The sequence below is a fragment of the Planctomycetota bacterium genome (assembly GCA_016125255.1).
In the GTDB taxonomy this organism is placed as follows: Bacteria; Planctomycetota; Phycisphaerae; order Phycisphaerales; family Zrk34; genus RI-421.
This window is the reverse complement of the sequence record WGMD01000023.1, coordinates 1-18,947: the sequence shown is the minus strand read 5'-3', so window position 1 is coordinate 18,947 and position 18,947 is coordinate 1. Positions and strand designations below refer to the sequence as shown.

16 protein-coding genes, 1 tRNA gene, 1 pseudogene and 1 CRISPR repeat array are annotated in these 18,947 nt (G+C 63.2%); of the genes and pseudogenes, 16 read left to right on the top strand and 2 right to left on the bottom strand.

Annotation, left to right across the window (positions count from 1 at the left end; genetic code table 11):
• Positions 1 to 182 precede the first annotated feature (182 nt).
• The 6 genes from GC162_16400 (at position 183) to GC162_16375 (ending at position 5,912) form a co-directional block, all read left to right on the top strand.
• Positions 183 to 461, top strand: coding sequence for a hypothetical protein (locus GC162_16400; GenBank protein ID MBI1370218.1), 279 nt, complete (start codon positions 183 to 185; stop codon positions 459 to 461).
• A 177-nt stretch (positions 462 to 638) separates the two neighbouring features.
• Positions 639 to 977 (top strand): integration host factor subunit beta, encoded by a 339-nt coding sequence (locus GC162_16395; protein ID MBI1370217.1) that lies wholly within the window; start codon positions 639 to 641, stop codon positions 975 to 977.
• A 16-nt stretch (positions 978 to 993) separates the two neighbouring features.
• Positions 994 to 2,160 (top strand): 8-amino-7-oxononanoate synthase, encoded by a 1,167-nt coding sequence (bioF, locus tag GC162_16390; protein MBI1370216.1) that lies wholly within the window; start codon positions 994 to 996, stop codon positions 2,158 to 2,160.
• Between the two features lie 7 nt (positions 2,161 to 2,167).
• Positions 2,168 to 3,004, top strand: a complete 837-nt coding sequence (locus tag GC162_16385; GenBank protein ID MBI1370215.1) for a hypothetical protein — start codon at positions 2,168 to 2,170, stop codon at positions 3,002 to 3,004.
• Between the two features lie 354 nt (positions 3,005 to 3,358).
• Positions 3,359 to 4,315 carry a hypothetical protein gene (locus GC162_16380; GenBank protein ID MBI1370214.1) on the top strand — a complete coding sequence of 319 codons (957 nt, stop codon included), beginning with the start codon at positions 3,359 to 3,361 and terminating at the stop codon, positions 4,313 to 4,315.
• A gap of 178 nt (positions 4,316 to 4,493) precedes the next feature.
• On the top strand, positions 4,494 to 5,912 hold the full coding sequence (locus GC162_16375; protein ID MBI1370213.1) for a hypothetical protein: 1,419 nt from the start codon (positions 4,494 to 4,496) through the stop codon (positions 5,910 to 5,912).
• A 169-nt stretch (positions 5,913 to 6,081) separates the two neighbouring features.
• On the opposite strand, the gene GC162_16370 is transcribed toward GC162_16375, so the two are convergent.
• Positions 6,082 to 6,672, bottom strand: a complete 591-nt coding sequence (locus GC162_16370) for an urease accessory protein UreJ (protein ID MBI1370212.1) — start codon at positions 6,670 to 6,672, stop codon at positions 6,082 to 6,084.
• Positions 6,673 to 6,747: 75 nt separating this feature from the next.
• Between GC162_16370 and GC162_16365 the strand changes: the two genes are divergently transcribed.
• The 8 genes from GC162_16365 (at position 6,748) to GC162_16330 (ending at position 15,772) form a co-directional block, all read left to right on the top strand.
• Entirely contained in the window at positions 6,748 to 8,172 is a 1,425-nt protein-coding gene (locus tag GC162_16365) for a sulfatase-like hydrolase/transferase (protein MBI1370211.1), read from the top strand.
• Between the two features lie 174 nt (positions 8,173 to 8,346).
• Entirely contained in the window at positions 8,347 to 9,720 is a 1,374-nt protein-coding gene (locus GC162_16360) for a tyrosine-type recombinase/integrase (GenBank protein MBI1370210.1), read from the top strand.
• Positions 9,710 to 10,297, top strand: a complete 588-nt coding sequence (locus tag GC162_16355) for a hypothetical protein (protein ID MBI1370209.1) — start codon at positions 9,710 to 9,712, stop codon at positions 10,295 to 10,297. The genes GC162_16360 and GC162_16355 overlap by 11 nt, the downstream gene beginning before the upstream one ends.
• A 176-nt stretch (positions 10,298 to 10,473) precedes the next feature.
• The gene (locus GC162_16350) at positions 10,474 to 10,695 is read left to right on the top strand and encodes a helix-turn-helix domain-containing protein (GenBank protein MBI1370208.1); all 222 of its coding nucleotides are present in this window, start codon (positions 10,474 to 10,476) and stop codon (positions 10,693 to 10,695) included.
• Positions 10,625 to 13,027: a hypothetical protein gene (locus tag GC162_16345; protein MBI1370207.1), complete on the top strand. Its 2,403-nt coding sequence runs from the start codon at positions 10,625 to 10,627 to the stop codon at positions 13,025 to 13,027. The genes GC162_16350 and GC162_16345 overlap by 71 nt, the downstream gene beginning before the upstream one ends.
• 210 nt (positions 13,028 to 13,237) lie before the next feature.
• Positions 13,238 to 13,480, top strand: coding sequence for a hypothetical protein (locus GC162_16340; protein ID MBI1370206.1), 243 nt, complete (start codon positions 13,238 to 13,240; stop codon positions 13,478 to 13,480).
• A 238-nt stretch (positions 13,481 to 13,718) separates the two neighbouring features.
• Positions 13,719 to 15,434, top strand: a complete 1,716-nt coding sequence (locus GC162_16335) for a phage major capsid protein (protein MBI1370205.1) — start codon at positions 13,719 to 13,721, stop codon at positions 15,432 to 15,434.
• 92 nt (positions 15,435 to 15,526) lie between these two features.
• A complete protein-coding gene (locus GC162_16330) occupies positions 15,527 to 15,772 on the top strand; it encodes a hypothetical protein (protein MBI1370204.1) in 246 nt (81 codons plus the stop codon).
• Between the two features lie 231 nt (positions 15,773 to 16,003).
• Here the strand turns inward: GC162_16330 and GC162_16325 are convergent.
• A tRNA-Arg gene (locus tag GC162_16325) sits at positions 16,004 to 16,077 on the bottom strand.
• Between the two features lie 329 nt (positions 16,078 to 16,406).
• Between GC162_16325 and GC162_16320 the strand changes: the two genes are divergently transcribed.
• Complete coding sequence (locus GC162_16320) at positions 16,407 to 17,900, top strand: IS200/IS605 family element transposase accessory protein TnpB (GenBank protein ID MBI1370203.1); 1,494 nt, start codon at positions 16,407 to 16,409, stop codon at positions 17,898 to 17,900.
• Positions 17,901 to 18,038: 138 nt separating this feature from the next.
• Positions 18,039 to 18,275: a CRISPR direct-repeat array (repeat unit 37 nt; unit sequence CCCGCGCGGTACTCGAATTTGACGTGTGAGCGCAGGG).
• 17 nt (positions 18,276 to 18,292) lie between these two features.
• Positions 18,293 to 18,409, top strand: a pseudogene (locus GC162_16315) (adenine methyltransferase).
• Positions 18,410 to 18,947: the final 538 nt, after the last annotated feature.

The following is an 18,947-nucleotide window of genomic DNA, read 5'->3' as shown; positions in this document are numbered from 1 at the left end:
GAGAAATTGCTAAGCCGCAAGCGGCTGTGATTGCATCGCTTAGATCAATTTCGGCGAAAACGCTTTCGGTCTGGCATGTCCTTTGGTAACAGTAGGGTGAGATGAGACGCGATCGAGCCATTTTGATGGGGGTACTGGCATTGGAGATGCTGGGCGGATGTGCCCAGTACAATGCACAAGCTGTGCGTCGCGAGACGTTTACGCAGAGCAGTCCATACATGGTGTTCGACACCCCGCCGGTGGCGCAGGTGGCGGAGGCGCAGGCCCGGGCGGGGGTCGGGGCGCCCTGGTGGACGGACCGCAATGACAGCCGGCTCAATCCTCGAGACGCCATCGCCCCGGGGCCGGTTTCGCTTTATGAGGTCCGCATCTACGATTATCAGCAGTCCTACGATGATCACGTCCACGATCACTACAACCGCACCGTCCGCAGCGTGGAGTTCGGCCAGGGCAGTCGCTGAACCCTGCGCGGGCTATCTAAACATTTATTTCTCATACGCTTGACGGGATGCCCCTCGGTTGGCATACTGTTCTAAGTCGTGGTTGTACGCTCGACAAGCAGTGCCGCCTTGGACGTGTTCGCGGGTCACCTCCTTTTAAGATGAAGTCAACTCGGGTAACGACCAAAAGGGACTCACATGGCCACCATTACGAAGAAGGAATTGATCGATCGGATTGCCGAAGCCACCGGTGAGACGCGTGTCACCGTCAAGAAGACGATCCAGAGTTTTCTGGACAACGTGATCGTGGAACTGGGCAAGGGCAACCGGCTGGAGTTCCGTGACTTTGGCGTGTTTGAAATCAAGCAGCGCGCCGCCCGGATGGCGCAGAATCCCAAGACGCTCGAACCGGTGCAGGTCCCGCCCAAGCGGACGGTCAAGTTCAAGGCCGGCCGCATGATGCAGCAGGTGCTGACCGGCCCCGACGCCGTGTCCGACAACAGCCCCTCCGCCTCGACCGCCGCGGACGTCGGCTGATCGTCACAACCCCGACATGCAAGACTGGCTGAGGCAGCTTCATGCTGACGAAGATCATCGCCGCGCGATGCATCTGGATCGTCAGCTTCATCCCGTCGATCGATGCGATCGGCTTGTGACACGCGGCGGGCGAACACTCCTTAATTTCGCATCCAACGATTATCTGGCGCTGGCGACGCACCCCGCCCTGCGCGATGCGGTCATCGAAGCGGCGCGCTCGCACGGCGTCGGCGCCGGCGCTTCACGCCTCGTCACCGGCGACCTTCTGATTCATCATGAAGTCGAAGCGCGCTTCGCCGCGTTCAAACATGCTCAGGCCGCGCTGATCACGCCCACCGGTTACGCCGCCAATCTCGCCGCCGTGACCGCGCTGGCAGGCGAAGGCGACGTCCTCTGCGCCGACAAACTCAATCACGCTTCGCTCGTCGACGCCGCCCGACTCAGCGGCGCGACGCTGCGGATTTATCCGCATCTGAATCTCGACAAGCTCGAGCGGCTTTTGGCGCGGAGCGGCGAAGCGCGTCGCCGGCTGATTGTGACGGACGCGGTGTTCTCGATGGACGGCGACTGCGCGGACCTGCCGAGACTGTGCGAGCTGCGTGATCGGTACGACGCGATTCTGATCGTCGATGAGGCGCACGCGACGGGCGTGCTCGGCGAGAGCGGGGCGGGGCTGGCGGAACATCAGGGCATGGCGGGGCGGATCGACGTGACCGTCAGCACGGCGGGCAAAGCGCTGGGCGGACTGGGCGGGATCGTGACGGGGTCGCGCCTGATCATCGAGACGCTCGTGAGCGCCGCCCGCACGTTCATTTACACCACCGCGCCGCCGCCGACGCAGGTCGCCGCGATCGGGGCGGCTTTGGATGTCGTCGCCGCCGAGCCGCAGCGCCGGATGCATCTGCGCCGGTTGTCGGACCGGCTTCGGGAGCGACTGATCAGTAAGGGATGGCCAATCGCCATGGACCCGACGCCGATCGTGCCGCTGGTGGTGGGCACGGCGGAGGCGGCCATCGGGCTTTCGAGCCGACTTGAGGCGGCGGGCTATCTCGTGCCCGCCATCCGACCGCCGACGGTGCCGACCGGGGCGGCGCGATTGCGAGTGAGTCTGCGGGCGGATATGAGTGACGGAGATATTGATGGACTGGTCGACATCCTCCCGGCGTCCGATAAACTTGATTGAGTCCGAAATGTCAAGCTATTTTGCGGACTGGTCGATGCAGAGTGAGTTGCGGCCGGGCGGCGGTGTGGCCCCCGACCCGATCCTGCTTCACGGAGCGCGGACGATGACCGTTTCCAGAACACGCGTCACGAGAACCGTCGATCCGCGTCGCACCGATGCGACCGGCGTCGGGCTGCGCTACGGCGTATGCACGACGCTCGAGCAGGTCGTGGCGGCCTGGGAACTGGTCTACCGCTGCTATCTGCGTGCGGGCATGATCACCTCCAACCATGCCGGGGTCCACACGCTCCGACGCCTCGTCGCCCCGCGCACCGTCGTGATCAACGGCGCCATCGACCGCCTGACCGTCAGTACGCTGACGGCCTGCCTCGACGATCCCGCGGGGTTGCCCGCCGATGAACTGTTCGCCGACGAGGTCAACGCTCTGCGGCGGGCCGGCCGGGTTCCCTTCGAACTGGGCCTGTTCGCGGACCGGCGCGAGCGGCTTTTCCGGTCGATCGACGCCATGCTCGAACTGTCCCGCTTCGCCGTCTACTTCGGCCTGAGCAGCGGGGCGACGGACGCCCTGATGACCAGCTCCCCCGAGCAGGTCACCGTCCTGAACCACCTTTTCGGCTTCGAACCCATCGGGTCCGCCCGTCCCGACCCGCGGCTCAACGGTCGGCCCGTCGTGCTCGTCCGCCTTGACTGGCAGGCGCAAATCAAGACGGACCCGCCCTTTGGCGGCCTGGCCTACTTCCAGGACCGCGCCATCGGCACCGATCACTTCGCCGACCGGTTCAATTTCGACCCCGCCGCGCTGGCCGGATCGAGTCTGGCCCAATTCGCCGGTCCTACAACCTGACCAACCGGCATATTCGGGCATCTCCTTGCGCAAATTTCATCCCCAAACCGAATTCTTTTCTTGACTTTCCCCCCGGCAAATCGGACACTCTCTGTGTCGATCATGGGGCTCATCGGTCACGAGGCGGACAGCTTGGCAAAAGACTGTCGCGTGACCTGACGGAAACCCGATGACGACATCGGATGGATCCCATCCGAGACCCCCGCGTCGGCGTATCGATCGCGGAAGAGATCAGGGGCCGTTCATGGCGGAACGGCGACGGACGCTTCGAGCGTTTCGTTTGGACATGGCATGGACCCGCCGCCGGCTTCAATCGCCGGCGATTCGCAACGGGATATCAGGAGAAAACACATCATGCGAGCTGCGAGCCAGGGCAAGTTTGATGTCGTGACATCCGGTTTGAACGAACTGCGGGATGCGGAGGCGGCCAATCGCCTGCGCCGCCGCGTGATGCTCTTCAAGCGTGCGGGCATGGTCGAGCCCGCCGACAACAACATCACCATCAAACGCGCCGTGACCTGCGACGAGCTCAAGGCCGCTTACAAGCTCGTGCACGATGTGTTCGTCATGCAGAACTACATCCTCCCGCAGTCCGGCGGGATGCGCCTTCGCATTTTTGAAGCCCTGCCGGAAATGGCGACGTTTATCGCAAAGGTCGGCGACCGCGTGGTCGGCGTGATGAGCGTCGTGCCCGATTCCGACGAGCTGGGGCTGCCGTCCGATCGTTCGTTTGGCGTCGAGCTCAACGAGCTGCGGGCGCGGAACCGCCGCATTGGCGAAGTGACGAATCTGGCGGTCGCCAGCGAGTACTGCAAGAGCGCCGTGCTTCTGGAGCTTTCCCGCTGCATCTGCGCTCATGCGGTCAACGTCGGTCTGGACGATCTGTTCATCGCCATCAGCCCCGGCCACAGCGGGTTCTTCGAGGCGGTGCTCCAGTTCGATCCGTGCGGCGCCGAGCGCAACTACGGCGGGAGCACGGTCGACATGGTCGAAGGCAAACGCCTGGACGTGACCGCCATCGGCCAGCGCGCCGCGGCGGCCGACGAAGTGCTCGGCGAGCACGCCTTCCTCTACGACTGGTTCGTGGCGAACAATCCGTATCTGCAAAACGCCGGTCACGTCGCGGCATGGCACGAGAAGTTCTTCCGCCGCGCCGACGTGCTCGAACAGCTCTTCGGCGTCGGGGGCGAACTGCTGGCCCAGTGCTCGCCCAATCACCTTCAGGTCCTCCGCGCCCGCTGGGGCGAGGCCGTGTTCCAGCGCGTATTCGGCAAGCGGCAGACCGCTCCCGTGCTGGCCATGACCGCCTGAACCCCCTGCGCCAGTTCCTCATCAAGTCATCCCTTCCGCCGGTCGAAGATTCCCATGCGGCTCTATAATGACCGCCTGCGATTATCGGAACCTGTCGATCATGGCACAGACTCAGCCCCGTTGTCAGAACCTCGCGTCCGAACGGGATGAGCGTGCAGCGGCGGGAAGGGATGGAGATATGGACAAGCCCAAGCGACGGGGGAGCCGGTTCACGCGCTGGATCGCCCGACGCCTGATGAGTCGATCGGCGGCTCAAGCGCTGCGCATCTTCGCGCAGACCGCCGCACGCGTGCCCGCCTACCGGCAGATCCTCGATCGCGCCCGCGTCGATCCGCGCCAGATCCGCCGCCTCGCCGACCTGACACGCGTCCCCGTCACCAGCAAGCTCTCCCTCTTCGCCACCTATCCGCTGTCGCAGCTCTGCCTTGACGGCAAGCTCACCGACGCCGTCGGCGTCTACACCTCCAGCGGATTCTCCGGCACGTACTCCTTCGGCGCCGAAACCTACGAAGACGAAGCCCGCACCCGCGCCAACATCGATCGAATGTTCGACCTCTACTTCGATGCGCGGCGGCGGCAGATGCTCGTCATCAACGCCCTGCCCGCCGGCGTGCAGACGCCCAGCCGCCTCGCCACCGTCGTCAACACCTCCACGCGCGCCGACGCCGTCCTCGCCATGATCGACAAGATGGGCGCCGAGTTCCAGCAGATTCTCATCATCGCCGAACACCCGTTCCTCAAGCACGTCGTCGAGCGCGGCATCGACTCGGGACTCGACTGGAAAAAGCATGTCGTGCATCTTGTCACCGGCGCCGAAGTCATGCCCGAGCATTGCCGCATCTACCTCGGCGACCTGCTCGGGCACGATCCCGAGAACCCCGACATGGGGCAGATTCTCGTGAGTCTGGGCATTTCCGAAGTCGCCCTGAGTCTCGGACAGGAGACGCACGCCACGCGCGCCATCCGCCGCACCGCTCTTGAGGATGCGACTGTTCATCACACGCTCTTCGGCGACGCGCCCTTCCTGCCGAGCTTCGTCCATTTCGATCCGCGTCAGTTCTACATCGAAAACGACAAACGCTCCGATGGCCGTCCGCGCGTCCTTATCACCACGCTCGACCCCAAACGCAAAATCCCCCTCGTCCGTTACACCACCGACGACTGGGCCCGTGTGTATACATGGGAGGAGGTCGGCGCGCTGCTCCGCTCGATCGGGCGCGAGGACCTGACCCCGCCGCATCCCCTGCCCTGCATCGCCATCTGGGGCCGCGGCGAGTCCGTGCGCGTCGGCGACGTCGATGTCTACCCAGAGCATGTCAAACGCGCCATGTACTCCGAGCCCGCCATCGCCGGCCTGCTCACCGGCGATTTCCAGATGCGCGGCGAAGGCGACCGACTCGTCGCCCGATTCCAACGCAATGAACGTCCCGCCGCGTCGGACCATCTCGATGAACGGCTCACCGCGCTGCTCAAACAGCATCTGAATGTCCAAGTGGATGTGACCGTCGAGGCCTTCGCTGAATTTCGCCGCGACGCCGCCCCGTCATTCGAGCACAAGCGCCGCTACATCGAGCACCGCCCGCCGCGCGAATCGTAAAACCGATTGAGTATTCTGAACCCCCTCTCCCTCCGGGAGAGGGCTGGGGTGAGGGTGGCCCCGAATTGAGGCGCGTTCGGCAGCGTGCGCGGTCAGTGGTTGGACGCCCCTTCACCCGGCCCTTCGGGCCGATCTCGCCCGGAACGACAAGTCATTCAGAGGCCTCAATTCACAGCACGCCCGACGCCAGCATCGCGCCGCCGATCAGGACGGCGAGGCCGCACGCGCGGACCCAGACGGGTTTGGCCTGTCGGCCGACGATCATCGCCAGCCCGATCCCCGCCGCATGCAGCAGCGCGGTGGCCAGCGAGAATCCGATGGCGAACTCGGCCGCGCTCGCGCCGCCGGGAAGTTCGTGACCGTGGGCATAACCGTGACACAGCGCGAACAGCGCGACAATGCAAAGACTCACAGACAACGGCAGCTTCGCCGCCAGTGTCACCATCAGCCCCAGCACCAGCACCGACGCGAGAATGCCCGCTTCGATCATCGGCAGTTCGATCGACGAAAGCCCGATCGCTCCGCCGACGAGCATGCACCCCACGAATGCCGCGGGCAACGCCCACACCGCGCGCCCGCCGACCTGCGCCGCCCAGAGTCCGACCGCGATCATCGCCAGCAGGTGATCCAAACCGGACAGCGGATGCATGAATCCGCCTTCCAGTCCGTGACCGATGTGCCCGGGATGCGCCAGTGCGCCGCTCGCCAGCGACAGGACAAGTCCGCATGCAATGAAGACGACGCCGTTCCGTTTGGACATAAAGCCGATCCTTTCATGCCTCGTCTAACGGCGTAACATACACAGGCCGATCAACCCGCACAAGGTGGATGCAACATGAGGCAATTCTTTCTCGCGCTCGCGGCAATTGTGATCCTCATCTCATCGACAGCGCATGCCGCCGATCGGCCCAACGTGCTGATGATCGTCGTGGACGATCTCAACGACTGGGTCGGATTCCTCGGCGGACATCCGCAGGTCAAGACGCCCAACATGGACAAGCTCGCCGCACGCGGCACCGTGTTCACCAACGCGCGCTGCCAGGCCCCGATCTGCAATCCCTCGCGCGCCAGTTTCATGACCGGCCGCCTGCCTTCGACGACCGGCGTGTACCTGCTGGGTCCGATCGAGTTCCGCGTTTCGCCCGTGCTCATGGACGCCCTGACGCTCCCGCAGTATTTCACCGCCGCGGGATACCACACGATGGGCTGCGGCAAGGTTTATCACAACTCGTCGCACACCGATACGTTCGACGAGTACGGTCCGCGCGGCGGATTCGGCCCGCTGCCCAAACAGCGCATGAACTACAAGCAGGGCACGCCGCTGTGGGATTGGGGCGCGTTCCCCGAGCGCGACGATCAGATGGCCGACGACAAGACCGCCGATTGGGCCGTCGCGCAGCTCGGCAAGACGCGCGACAAGCCGTACCTGCTGGCGGTCGGATTCTGCCGGCCTCATGTGCCGTGGTTCGTGCCGGCCAAGTGGTGGGACCAGCTTCCGCCGGAGGATCAGATTCAGTTGCCCCCGTATCTGAAGACCGACCGCGACGACATCAGCGACTACGCCAAGGCGCTGACCTACGCCAAGGTGTCGCCGCGGCACGAATGGGTCGTCGACAACAACCAGTGGCATCGCGCGGTGCGGGGGTATCTGGCGAGCATCGAATTCGTCGATCACGAAATCGGCCGCGTGCTCGATGCGCTGGACAAGCGGCCCGATGCGGCGAACACGGTCATCGTGCTCTTTTCCGATCACGGGTTCGCGCTGGGTGAGAAGGACCGCTGGGATAAACGCGCGCTGTGGACCCGCGAGACGCGCGTGCCGATGATCGTCATCGCGCCGGACATGAAGGCGCACCAGCGATGCGATCAGCCCGCCGGGCTCATCGATGTGTACCCCACGCTGGTCGATCTTTGCGGGCTCAAGCCCAACGCATCGCTGGAGGGTCAGAGTCTCTCGCCGCAGCTTCGCGATCCGGCCGCGGCGCATCCGCCGGTCGTGACCACGTTCATGACCAACAACCACGCCGTCTCGGACACGCGCTATCACTACATTCACTACGCCACCGGCGACGAAGAGCTTTACGATCACCAGACCGACCCCAACGAATGGCGCAACCTTGCCGGCGACCCGGCCATGAAGCCGATCATCGAGCGCCTCTCCAAAGCCATCCCGACCGTCAACGTCCCCGCCGTCCCCGACAGCACCGGCCTCGACGCCCGGCCGGAGGATATCCATCTGTTCCCCGGCGCGGTGGATTGACTAAAGTTTGAAATGAAAAGTACGGGCGGAAGGACTCGAACCTTCAACCTCCTGATCCGTAGTCAGACGATCGGGCTATACCTCCTGATATACCGACGTTAATCGAGATTGATTTTACCGATGTTTCGCGTAGTATTCGGGTGTACCGTGCAACACTGAAATTAACGGAAATTGATGCACAGCGTAGCACGAGCGTTGCACGAGACGGAATCAGGACGTTTGGCAAACAACCCCGGAGGCCCGACCATGACCGCGACGACGATCGAATCGAACCGCATCAGATTCACGAAGGCCGCGCTGCGCGACCTCGCCCCGCCTGATGACCGCGATCGGTACTACGTCTATGACACGCACCCGGCATCGCCGCAGGGGTTCGCGCTGTGCGTCACACAGCGGGGACTCAAGACGTTCTATCTAGTCGGCCGCGTCAACGGCAGGCCCAAGCGGGAAACGCTGGGCGTCTTTGCAAAGCCCGGCGGCGTCGGCGAAGGCATGACGGTCGAACAGGCGCGTGACAAGGCCCAAAAGATGACCGGCCGTCGAGCGGACGGCATCGACACCTTCGACGAGGCGCAGCGCCAGCGCCGCCAGTTGACTTTCGGCGAGACGTTCGAGCGATTCATCACCGCCCCGACGCCCCGGCGGAAGCGCCCCAAGTCGGAAAAGACGGTTTACGAATACCGCAATCAGTACGACCTCTACCTAAAGCCGTGGGCCGGGCTGCGGCTGATGCAGGTGAGCCGGGGTATGGTGCGGAAGCTGCACGACAAGATCGCCAGCGACGACGGCAAGCCCACGATGGCGAACCGCGTCGTCGGGCTGGTGCGGTCCGTATTCAACCACGCGATCACCCGCGAGGATGCGGAAGTCGCCAACCCGGCGCTCGGGTTCGAGCGTGCGGAGGAAACGCCGCGCGACCGGCGATTGTCGGCGGACGAACTGCCGCGATTCATGCAAGCCGTCAACGCCGACGATCGGGCTGTGATGGCCGACGCGCTCAAGCTGGCGCTCTACACCGGCCAGCGATGCGGTAACGTGCTGGCGGCGGAATGGGCAGAAGTGGACCTGACGGCGCACACATGGACGATCCCCGAAGGCAAGACAAAGACGCGGCGGGAGTACGTCGTGTATCTCGCCCCGCAGGTAGTGGCGATCCTGAGCCGACGGAAGCTCAAAGCCGAGGATCACGCCTACGTATTCCCCGGTCGGCGGCACGGTCGCAATCTGACGACGCTGCGGTACATCGTCAACGACGCCTGCACGACGGCGAAGATCGACCCGGCCATCAACGTACACGACCTGCGCCGCACCGCCGAGAGCATCGCAGGCGACACCGGATGCCCGGAAAAATATCTTAACCTCATCACGAACCACGAGAGCGGGGCGGGCATGGCGAAGGTCTACAACCGCCCCGACGCCGAACTGGCCCGGCGGGCGTTCTGCATCCTCGCCGACGCGATCGACGCGACGATCGCAGGCGAGCCGCTGCCGCAATGGATCAACTACATGCCCAAGCGCGGGCGGAAGGCGGCCGACAATGGGAAGTAAGAAAACCACAATCGACTACGCCGAACTCGCCCGGCGATTCGACGAACTGGCGAAAAGCGATCCGACGATCGAAGCGAATCTCAACGTCATTCACGGTCGCACCGCCTATCTTGTCCGCGCGAAGAATCAATCACGGCGCACGTTCCATAGACTCGCCGCAATGGCGCAGGGGCGACCCGGCGAGGAGGCGTTGGGCGGCATCGTCGATGAGTTTCTCGCCCGCCTTTTCGAGCATGCGCCGGGCGTGATGGTCCATAACGGCGGCGCGGGCGATTTGCAATGCTACGAAATCCGTAACGCCGCTGAGGCCGCGTCGATCATGCTCACGCAATTTTCAGATTCGGCGGAATCGAAGGCCGCGCTAACCAAAGCGGACACGATCAAGCTGCTGCTGACCAAAGACCCCGGCCGCAAGTGGACCGTGGCGAGCGTGGCGAGTGAGGCAGGATGCAGCGAAGGCCACGTCAAGCGGGATCCGACGTGGAAAGCATGGCGCGATAATCAGGCCAAATCGGGCCGGGTCCGGCGCGGATACAAGACCGTTGACGGCAGCTTGGAAGCCGTGGACGATGAGTAGCGCGGCAGGGTAGCGCGCTACCTGCCCGGCGCTACCTGATATTTTTTTCGTGCTGAATACCCCGGAAAAGCCGGGGTTTTTTCATGCGCCGGACAGAGTGGCACGCTACCTTTCGCGCGACTTTTGCCCCTTGCTAATAGACGCGAATCGAACACCACGATAACGGAGCGAACACCATGAACACCACCGCGACAGAATCACTAATCACGCCGAGCGAGGCGGCGCGATACCTGCGCGTCAGCGAGGGGACGTTGACGGTCTGGCGCTGCACCGGCAGGCATGCGCTGCCATTCGTGAAAGTCGGGCGGCGCGTCATGTATCGGCGCGATGCGCTGGACCGTTGGATCGACGCCCGCACGTCCACCTCCACGTCCGCGCTTGACGCCGACCCATGCTGACGCGCGTTTTCCGATGACATCAAAAGCCCAGCGGGAACGAAAAATGCCCGCACCGTCATCAGCGGCACGGGCAAAGGAAACTGGCACAATGAATATTACACACAACGACCACGACTGGCGCGAAGTATCGCGCGACGCGCCTTGTCCGATCTGCGGCAAGGGCGACTGGTGCGGCAAATCCGGCGATGCGCATCGCTGTATGAGAATCGCCGACGCGCCGAGCGGATGGAATGCGATCAAACATCACGACGACGGCGGCGTGACGTTCAAGCCGATCGACGGTTCGACGCCGACGACCATGCCGCAAGCGAAGTCGATCGGCAAGCCGCGCACGATTCATCCGACCCGCGAACGAGCCGAAGCGGCGGCGCTCTGGTCGATCGAACAGAGGCAGGGCGCGGGCTGGACGTTGGCGCAGCGGTTTGTGTATCCAAATGGATACGTCGTGCTGCGCTTCGAGCGCGGCGACGACAAGACGTTTGCGCCGATCCACACCGAGGCCGGCGGCTGGGCGCTGGGCGATCCATCAGGCAAGCTACCGCTCTATCGGCGTGGCGAACTCGGCGAAGGTATCGTCATCGTCGTCGAGGGTGAGGGCGTCGTCGAGGCGGCGCGGTCGATCGGGTTGAACGCCACCACCAGCGCGCATGGCTCGAAGTCGGCGCGGCGGACGGATTGGTCTGCGCTGGCCGAACGTAACATTGCAATCTTTCCTGACGCCGACGAACCGGGTGAGAGGTATGCGCAGGACGTAGCCACGATCCTGCACGCGCTGGACTGCACGATTCGCATTGTCCGGCTCGAAGGACTCGACGACGGCGGCGACCTGGCGGACTGGATCGCCGCGCGCGACGCGATCGAAACGGACGCGCTGCGCGATGAGATACATCGGCTCGCCGAGGCCGCGCCATTATGGACGCCAGCGCCGGCGGATCAGGACAAAGCCGTTCAGCATGACGATCGCGTGTTCGCGCTCACCGACACCGGGAACGCCGAGCGCCTTGTCGGCATGTTCGGGCAATCGCTGCGATACTGCGCGGCATGGGGTACATGGCTGGTCTGGTCGGGCGTCCGATGGCAGAGGGACGTATCCGGCGAAGTTGAGCAGTATGCCAAGCGCGCCGTGCGGGCGATGTATCGTCAGGCCGCTGAGCTTGACGATTCTGCGGCGCGCGCGGCGTTGGCGGACTGGGCGCGGGCGAGCGAATCGGCGCATCGACGCGCCGCGATGATGAAGCTGGCGCAGAGCGAACCGGCGGTCGCGGTCAAGGTCGATCAACTCGACGCTGACCCGATGCTGCTCAACTGCGCCACCTGCACGATTGATCTACGGACTGGTGAACTTCGAGAACACGACCCGGGCGACCTCATCACGAAGCTGGCCCCGGTCGCGATCGACATGGAGGGAGCTTGCCCAGTCTATGAGTGTTTCGTCAATCGAATCTTCGACGGCGACGCCGACCTGATTGAGTATGTCGAGCGATTCATCGGATACGCATTGACCGGCGACACCCGTCACCACCTACTGTTCATTCCGTGGGGCGACGGCGCGAACGGTAAAAGCACGCTATTCGACCTCGTGCTGGGCATCATGGGCGACTACGCCGCACCTGCGCCCGATTCGCTACTGACGGCTCGGGCGCATGACGAACATGCAACAGAAGTCGCCGGGCTGCACGGTCTACGGCTGACCATCGCCAGCGAGACGGACGAGGGTAAGAAGCTGCGCGTTGGCATGGTGAAGAAGCTCACCGGCGATGCGAAGCTCACCGGGCGGTTCATGCGCCGGGACTACTTCGACTTCACGCGCACGCACAAGACAATCCTCGTCACGAACAATCGGCCGCGCGTGTCTGAGGATTCGACGGCGGTCTGGCGACGGCTGCGCCTGATCCCCTTCACCATCACGATCCCCGATGCCGAACAGGATCGGGAACTACCGGAGAAGCTGAAGGCGGAAGCGCCGGCCATTCTGGCCCGATGGGTACGCGCGTGTCTGCGATGGCAGGCGGACGGGCACGACCTGGCCGAGCCGCAGGCCGTGGTCAGCGCGACGGACGACTACAGGGGCAATGAGGATGTGCTCGCGGAGTTTCTCGCGTCGGACTGCATCATCGGCAACGGATACCGGGCATCACGCGGCGATCTGTGGCAGGCGTATCAGCGATGGGCCGACCGTGAACGCATCCCGTATCCGCTGGCCCAGCATGGACTGTATGACCGTCTGAGGCGAATCGAAGGCGTCAACGAAAGCTACATCACGCAAGGCGGGCGAGGCCGCAAGGGATTCGACGGCATCGGAATCGCGTTGAGAGGGCCGAGCAATGAGTAATCCGCACCTTCGCACACCTTCGCACACCTATTTCCAGTTAACGGCTAATGCGCCTTCGTATACAGGTAAACGGGAAACACCTGTGCGGAAGTGTGCGAGTGTGCGAGACCGAGGGGGAGGGGTATCAAAATCCCTACAAGGCATGAGGCGTAGACCGGTCGCGTCACCATCGCAAATTTTTTCACGATTTTATTGCCTCTGGTCACGATGATGAACGTCAAAGCTACGAAGCGAACCCGACCCCGGCCCGACGCGGCCGACGCCGACCTGAGCCGCACGATCGCCCGGCTGGACCGCCCGCGCGGGCTGCTGACTTTCGCGCGGCCGCGCTGTCCGAATTGCGGATGCGTCGAACTGCATCACGATCGAAGCAACCGACAAGGCGACGGCACGATCAAGCGATGGGCACGCTGCACACAATGCGCCGCGCGCTTCGTTTACTTGCTCGAATAATCGCCGCGACTTTCCATGTGATGGAAGCGCCCACATTCGCACCCCGTAGAGTAAAACACCATGAGCAAAGAAGCCCACGACGCCGGAATCGTTTTACTCAAACACCCTGACCGGCTCACCGACGCCGACCTCGCCGACTTGTCGGAGCTTTGCGGCGGCGTGATGGCTGCGAAAGCGCCGCGGTTCTGCGCGTGGCTGACGGCGTGGCTTAGCGACGAACAGGATCGCCGGGTCATCAATGAAACAGCGCAGACGCCGATCGAAGCGACCATGCCGCGATTCAATGCTTGCGATTGGACGAACGGCGATCTGGCCGACGCGCTCACCGCGAGCTTCGCGCTGGTGCGCATCTTCTCCGACGAGCGGCGCGACGTTCTGCGAGACTTCGCCGCGACAACGCACGACATCGTCAGCGCGTGGGCGCGCCACCGCCTGCGTCAGCTTCCCGAATAAGTCGAACGGCCAACGGCCCGCCGACATGTCCGCCGCCTCGCGCCAACGACGCGAAACCCCGGCGGAAAGTGCTACGAAACCTGACAAACACGAAACACGAAATGGATTTTCAAAAATGGCAATGACCAACGAAACCAAGCCCAACCCCGCCGAAATTCTGGCGAAGGCCGACAAATTGATCGCGCGTCAGCGCGGCCGCCAGCCGGTCAGTACGACCGAACATGCCGAGATTCGATCGGAACTGCTCGACGCCGCGCGCGCCAACGATCAAGACCCCATCGCCGACCGGCTTATCGACAAGGCCGAAACTTTGTCCGCGCTGGCTCAGGTCGCCGCGATGAATCAGGAGGAAGGCATCCGCCGCAGTCGCACCGCCGACATCAACTTCGACCCGTTCGCGCGCGGCAACGGCCGCACCGTTCACGTTGACGGGACGGCGAATTGGCGCGAAACGCCGAAGGTGTCGAAGGCCGACCTTGATAATCTCGACGACGGCGGATTCCGAAATTTGGGCGAATACCTGCGCGCCATCCGCGACGCGAAAACCGGGACGCATTACGACAAGCGACTCGAGCCGCTCGCGGGCAACAACAAATTCAGCGACGGATACGGCGGCGTTCTCGTGCCCGAGCGCTTCGAGACGGAAGTCGTGATGAGCGCCGACGAACAAACGCCGTGGCTCGCCATGCGTCGGCAGTTTGAGCCGCTCAACGGAAACGCGGTATTCCCGATTCTGGCGGACCGCGATCGAAGCTCGAAGAAGGTGGGCAACTACAAACTTTCCCGCACCGCTGAAAGCGATGACATTGACGAAAACTCCGTCAAGTTTCAGAGCCGCAAGGCCGAACTGCACAAGGCCGCCGGGCTGGTGCGCGTGACGAACGAACTCATCGAAGATTCGGGCATCGGCATTAGCTCGATGCTCAATGAACTTTTCGGACGCGCGGCGTCGCTGCTGATGGCGCTGGACTTTCTCGAAGGAACCGGTGTCAGCGAGCCGCTGGGCGTGACGAACTGCGGGGCGCTGTACACCGTGGACAAGGAAGGCAGTCAGACGGCCGACACGATCGTCGGCACGAACATCGTGAAGATGCGAGAGCGTGTGCGCGTCTACGATTCCGCCGTCTGGCTGGCGCACCCCGGCACGTACACGCAGCTCATCACGGCGCATCTCGCCGGGACGAACAGCGACACGTTCCTCTACGAACCCGGACGCGGCGCGGATGCGCCGTCTACGCTGCTGGGCCGCCCGATCTACTTCACCGAGGCGGCGCAGCTTCTGGGCGACGCGGGGGACATCATCTGCGTCGTGCCGAAGGCGTACGCGTATCTGCGGAAGCCGATGCGGATTGACATGTCGATGCACGTCGGGTTCACGACGGACGAGCTGATGTTTAAGCAGGTCATCCGCGACGACGGCGCGCCGCTCTACAACTCGACGCTGACCGACGCGCGGGGCTTTGAGCAATCCGAATTTGTCACCCTCGCGGCCCGCGCTTGATCGACTCCAACCGATCGCATCGTTTGCGACGGCTGAATCCTGGCCCGGCGTCGTTCGCGCGATGCCGGGTTTTTTTTTGAGGCCGTAGTGTGATGAGCGAGCGATTCACAATCACCGTCGAACACCCCGGCGACCGACAGGCCGCGACGCTCGCGCTCAAGCTGGCGTTGAAAGACCTGCTGAGGCGTCACCGCCTTCGATGCGTCGAAGTATCCCGCATCGACCCGCACGTCGAGCAGGCCATCGAGCGGCAACGGCGCATCGACACGGACGCGGCGTCAATTCCGATCACCCCGCGCGCCTGCGGGGCGCTTCCCGTTCGGGAGATTGAACGATGACCGCCGCCGGACCGATTCCACCGGCGACGTTCATCGAACAGAGGCGCGCGTTCATCATTCAGGCGCTGACCGCCGCTGCGCCCGGGGCGTCACACCGATGTTGCGGGCGTTTTTGTTGCGCCGGATCACAAAAACTTGCGGCCGTAGCACCAGCGTAGCACGGCGCGAAAATCTCCAAAACATCAAAATCGAGCGCAAAGATAAACCCCTGCATTTGCAGGGGTTTGTGAGTACGGGCGGAAGGACTCGAACCTTCAACCTCCTGATCCGTAGTCAGGTGCTCTATCCAATTGAGCTACGCCCGCAACCGGGAAGTCGGGCATTGTAGCAACTCGATCGAGCCGGGCAAGGCGGACGATCTTCTTTGACGCGATGCGATCAAACGAACGAACCCCCCGGCAAAGCCGGGGGCTGACGGTGGACATTCAAAACGCAAAATTCCCCTCCACCCATCAGCCCCCGGCTCCGCCGGGGGGTTTTTCCGTGCGTCGAATCCGGCCCGTCATGCGTCCCCCGCATCGCCCCGACTTGCCACCCGCCCCGCGAACCGCACAATACGGCACATGAGTCGCGCCCGTTCTTTGCCCTTAACGATGTTTGTTGTTTCAATTCCAGCATAGCCTCGGGGATTTACATGAATGATTCGCCGGTCATCAAAAATAAGCGCCACGTCAAAGTGCTTCGGCTTCGCATCCTCAAACCCGTGTCGGGCACATGGCAGGATCTGGCGAAACTACTGCGGGATACGCGCTACCGGGTCTATCGACTTGCGAATCTGGCTGTGAGCGAAGCGTATCTTGGTTTTCACATGTGGCGCACCGGACGCGCGGAGACATATGAACTGGACACGCCGGGCGCGCTGAATCGGCGTCTGCGCCGGATGCTTGATGAAGAAGGCGTAAGAGCGGACGAACTTGACCGGTTTTCAAAAACAGGAGCGCTGCCGGATACCGTCGTCGGCGCCTTGTCACAATATAAAATTCGCGCGGCCACCGGAAAATCGAAATGGCAGGAGGTCATTCGCGGCAAATCGTCGTTGCCGACGTACCGCCTCGATATGGCGATACCGCTCCGATGCGATAAACGCAATCACGCGCGATTGGCGCGTGTCGAAAACGGCGACGTTACGCTTGACCTGATGCTTTGTCTGCGCCCTTATCCGCGCGTGGTCATCCAGACCGGCAACATCGGCGGGGGAGCGCAGGCCGTGCTGGATCGGCTTCTGGCCAACCCGTCCCAAAATCCCGACGGCTACCGTCAACGCCTTTTCGAGATCAAACACGATGACCGTGACAACAAATGGTGGCTCTATATCACCTATGACTTCCCCGCCGCGGACCCGCCGCGGAGCAGTGCTGACCGAATTGTCGGCGTGGACATCGGCGTATCATGCCCCATCTACGTTGCGATCAATGATGGTCATGCACGCCTCGGACGCCGCCAGTTTTCTTCGCTCGGCGCGCGCATCCGCTCGCTCCAGAATCAGATCGTCGCACGAAGGCGCAGCATGCAGGCCGGCGGGAAAGTCGCCCTCAGCGGGCAGACTTCACGCTCAGGTCACGGGCGAAAACGCAAGCTCCGCCCGATCCAAAAACTCGAAGGCCGCATCAGCCACGCCTACACCACACTCAACCACCAACTCTCTTCGTCCGTGATCGACTTCGCCCTTAGTCATGGCGCCCGCGTGATACAGATGGAAGACCTTGCGAGTCTCAAGGACGCGCTGCGCGGAACATTCATCGGCGCGCGATGGCGCTATCATCAGTTGCAGCAGTTTTTGGAATACAAGGCCAAGGAATCCGGATTGACGCTCCGGAAGATCAATCCGCAATTCACCAGCCGGCGGTGCAGCCGATGCGGCTTCATTCATGTTGAATTCGACCGTGCCCGTCGTGACGCTTCCCGGCGGGACGGCTACGTCGCTCGATTCGTTTGTCCGGCTCCGAAATGCGGATTTGAGGCCGACCCCGATTACAACGCCGCGCGAAACATCGCCACGCCCGATATTGAGAAACTTATCTCCGACCAGTGTAAGATACAGTCCATACCCACTCGATCTTTGACAGACCAATCTGAGGCCGCCGATAAGGATACGCTAGCCCAAGGGCAATCGCGGTCCGGCGGCTGAAGGCCAACCTGCGTGGCCTGAAGGTGAGAAGTACATGCATTAATGGCGCTCGCGCCTTGCATGTGGCGCTCATCGATCGCTCGTTTTTTTGCGCCCGGATTTTCGCAATTGCAGATTGCGCCGCGTATTGCATAAGTCCTCCCGCGCGGTACTCGAATTTGACGTGTGAGCGCAGGGATAAGTGGCTCTCTGGTGAGGACAGGTCGCCCGCGCGGTACTCGAATTTGACGTGTGAGCGCAGGGGGAAACACACCGCACAGCCAGCCACACCCCCCGCGCGGTACTCGAATTTGACGTGTGAGCGCAGGGGCATCCGCATCCGTCATCTCGATCGCGCTCCCGCGCGGTACTCGAATTTGACGTGTGAGCGCAGGCAATCGGTGGTCATGGCGGCGGCGGCGAAAGACGCGCGGCTCAAAAAGCGCACGCTCACGAATCTGTACAACGAACGCCCGACGTGGCTCAAACTGGCGCACGAAAAGCTCGATCGCGCAGTGCTCGCAGCGTATGCGGCAGTCGATCCCGCAGGGGCATGGTCGGAGGACTGGGCTGAGGTCTGGCGCGACACCGGCGCGGGCCAACCGTTGGCGTCGGACGATCCGCTGACCGAGCGCCGGGCGGAGGTCGATCAGAAGGTGCTCGCCAACCTGCTGCGCCTCAATCAGGAACGCGCGGGATGAGAACGTGTGTGGGTGGGCGGAGTTTAACGAGCCGCGACCGTGAGGGAGCGGTCACGGCGCCGCTTATTGATGCGTGTTTTGACCGCTCCCTGACGGTCGCGGCTCGTCGATCCCCGGCCTTCTCACACATGTTCAAATCGGTCGGTCATTGCCGGGGGCCCTTGGGTGGGGGCGATTGGAAAGGCAGTGAAAACCCCTGCCGGGGGCGGCCCGGCTCGGACTTGCCGCGCCATGCGGAACGTCATCGCAAGATGTGGGGAGTCCGAGCCGGCGTGCTCGTCGTGAGCTTGTCGAAGGGCCCTCACGCCCGGGCTTGATGGGGACGGCGCATGGGGGTGACGGAAAGCGCGCATGGGGTTGTCGGGCG

Coding starts and splice junctions, on each gene's coding strand:
- GC162_16350 (MBI1370208.1), top strand. CDS start 10,474: ATGAACACCACCGCGACAGAATCACTAATCACGCCGAGCGAGGCGGCG.
- GC162_16365 (MBI1370211.1), top strand. CDS start 6,748: ATGAGGCAATTCTTTCTCGCGCTCGCGGCAATTGTGATCCTCATCTCA.
- GC162_16370 (MBI1370212.1), bottom strand. CDS start 6,672: ATGTCCAAACGGAACGGCGTCGTCTTCATTGCATGCGGACTTGTCCTG.
- GC162_16320 (MBI1370203.1), top strand. CDS start 16,407: ATGAATGATTCGCCGGTCATCAAAAATAAGCGCCACGTCAAAGTGCTT.
- GC162_16355 (MBI1370209.1), top strand. CDS start 9,710: ATGGGAAGTAAGAAAACCACAATCGACTACGCCGAACTCGCCCGGCGA.
- GC162_16395 (MBI1370217.1), top strand. CDS start 639: ATGGCCACCATTACGAAGAAGGAATTGATCGATCGGATTGCCGAAGCC.
- GC162_16335 (MBI1370205.1), top strand. CDS start 13,719: ATGAAACAGCGCAGACGCCGATCGAAGCGACCATGCCGCGATTCAATG.
- GC162_16340 (MBI1370206.1), top strand. CDS start 13,238: ATGAACGTCAAAGCTACGAAGCGAACCCGACCCCGGCCCGACGCGGCC.
- GC162_16345 (MBI1370207.1), top strand. CDS start 10,625: ATGCGCTGGACCGTTGGATCGACGCCCGCACGTCCACCTCCACGTCCG.
- GC162_16375 (MBI1370213.1), top strand. CDS start 4,494: ATGGACAAGCCCAAGCGACGGGGGAGCCGGTTCACGCGCTGGATCGCC.
- GC162_16380 (MBI1370214.1), top strand. CDS start 3,359: ATGCGAGCTGCGAGCCAGGGCAAGTTTGATGTCGTGACATCCGGTTTG.
- GC162_16360 (MBI1370210.1), top strand. CDS start 8,347: ATGCACAGCGTAGCACGAGCGTTGCACGAGACGGAATCAGGACGTTTG.
- GC162_16330 (MBI1370204.1), top strand. CDS start 15,527: ATGAGCGAGCGATTCACAATCACCGTCGAACACCCCGGCGACCGACAG.
- bioF (MBI1370216.1), top strand. CDS start 994: ATGCAAGACTGGCTGAGGCAGCTTCATGCTGACGAAGATCATCGCCGC.
- GC162_16385 (MBI1370215.1), top strand. CDS start 2,168: ATGTCAAGCTATTTTGCGGACTGGTCGATGCAGAGTGAGTTGCGGCCG.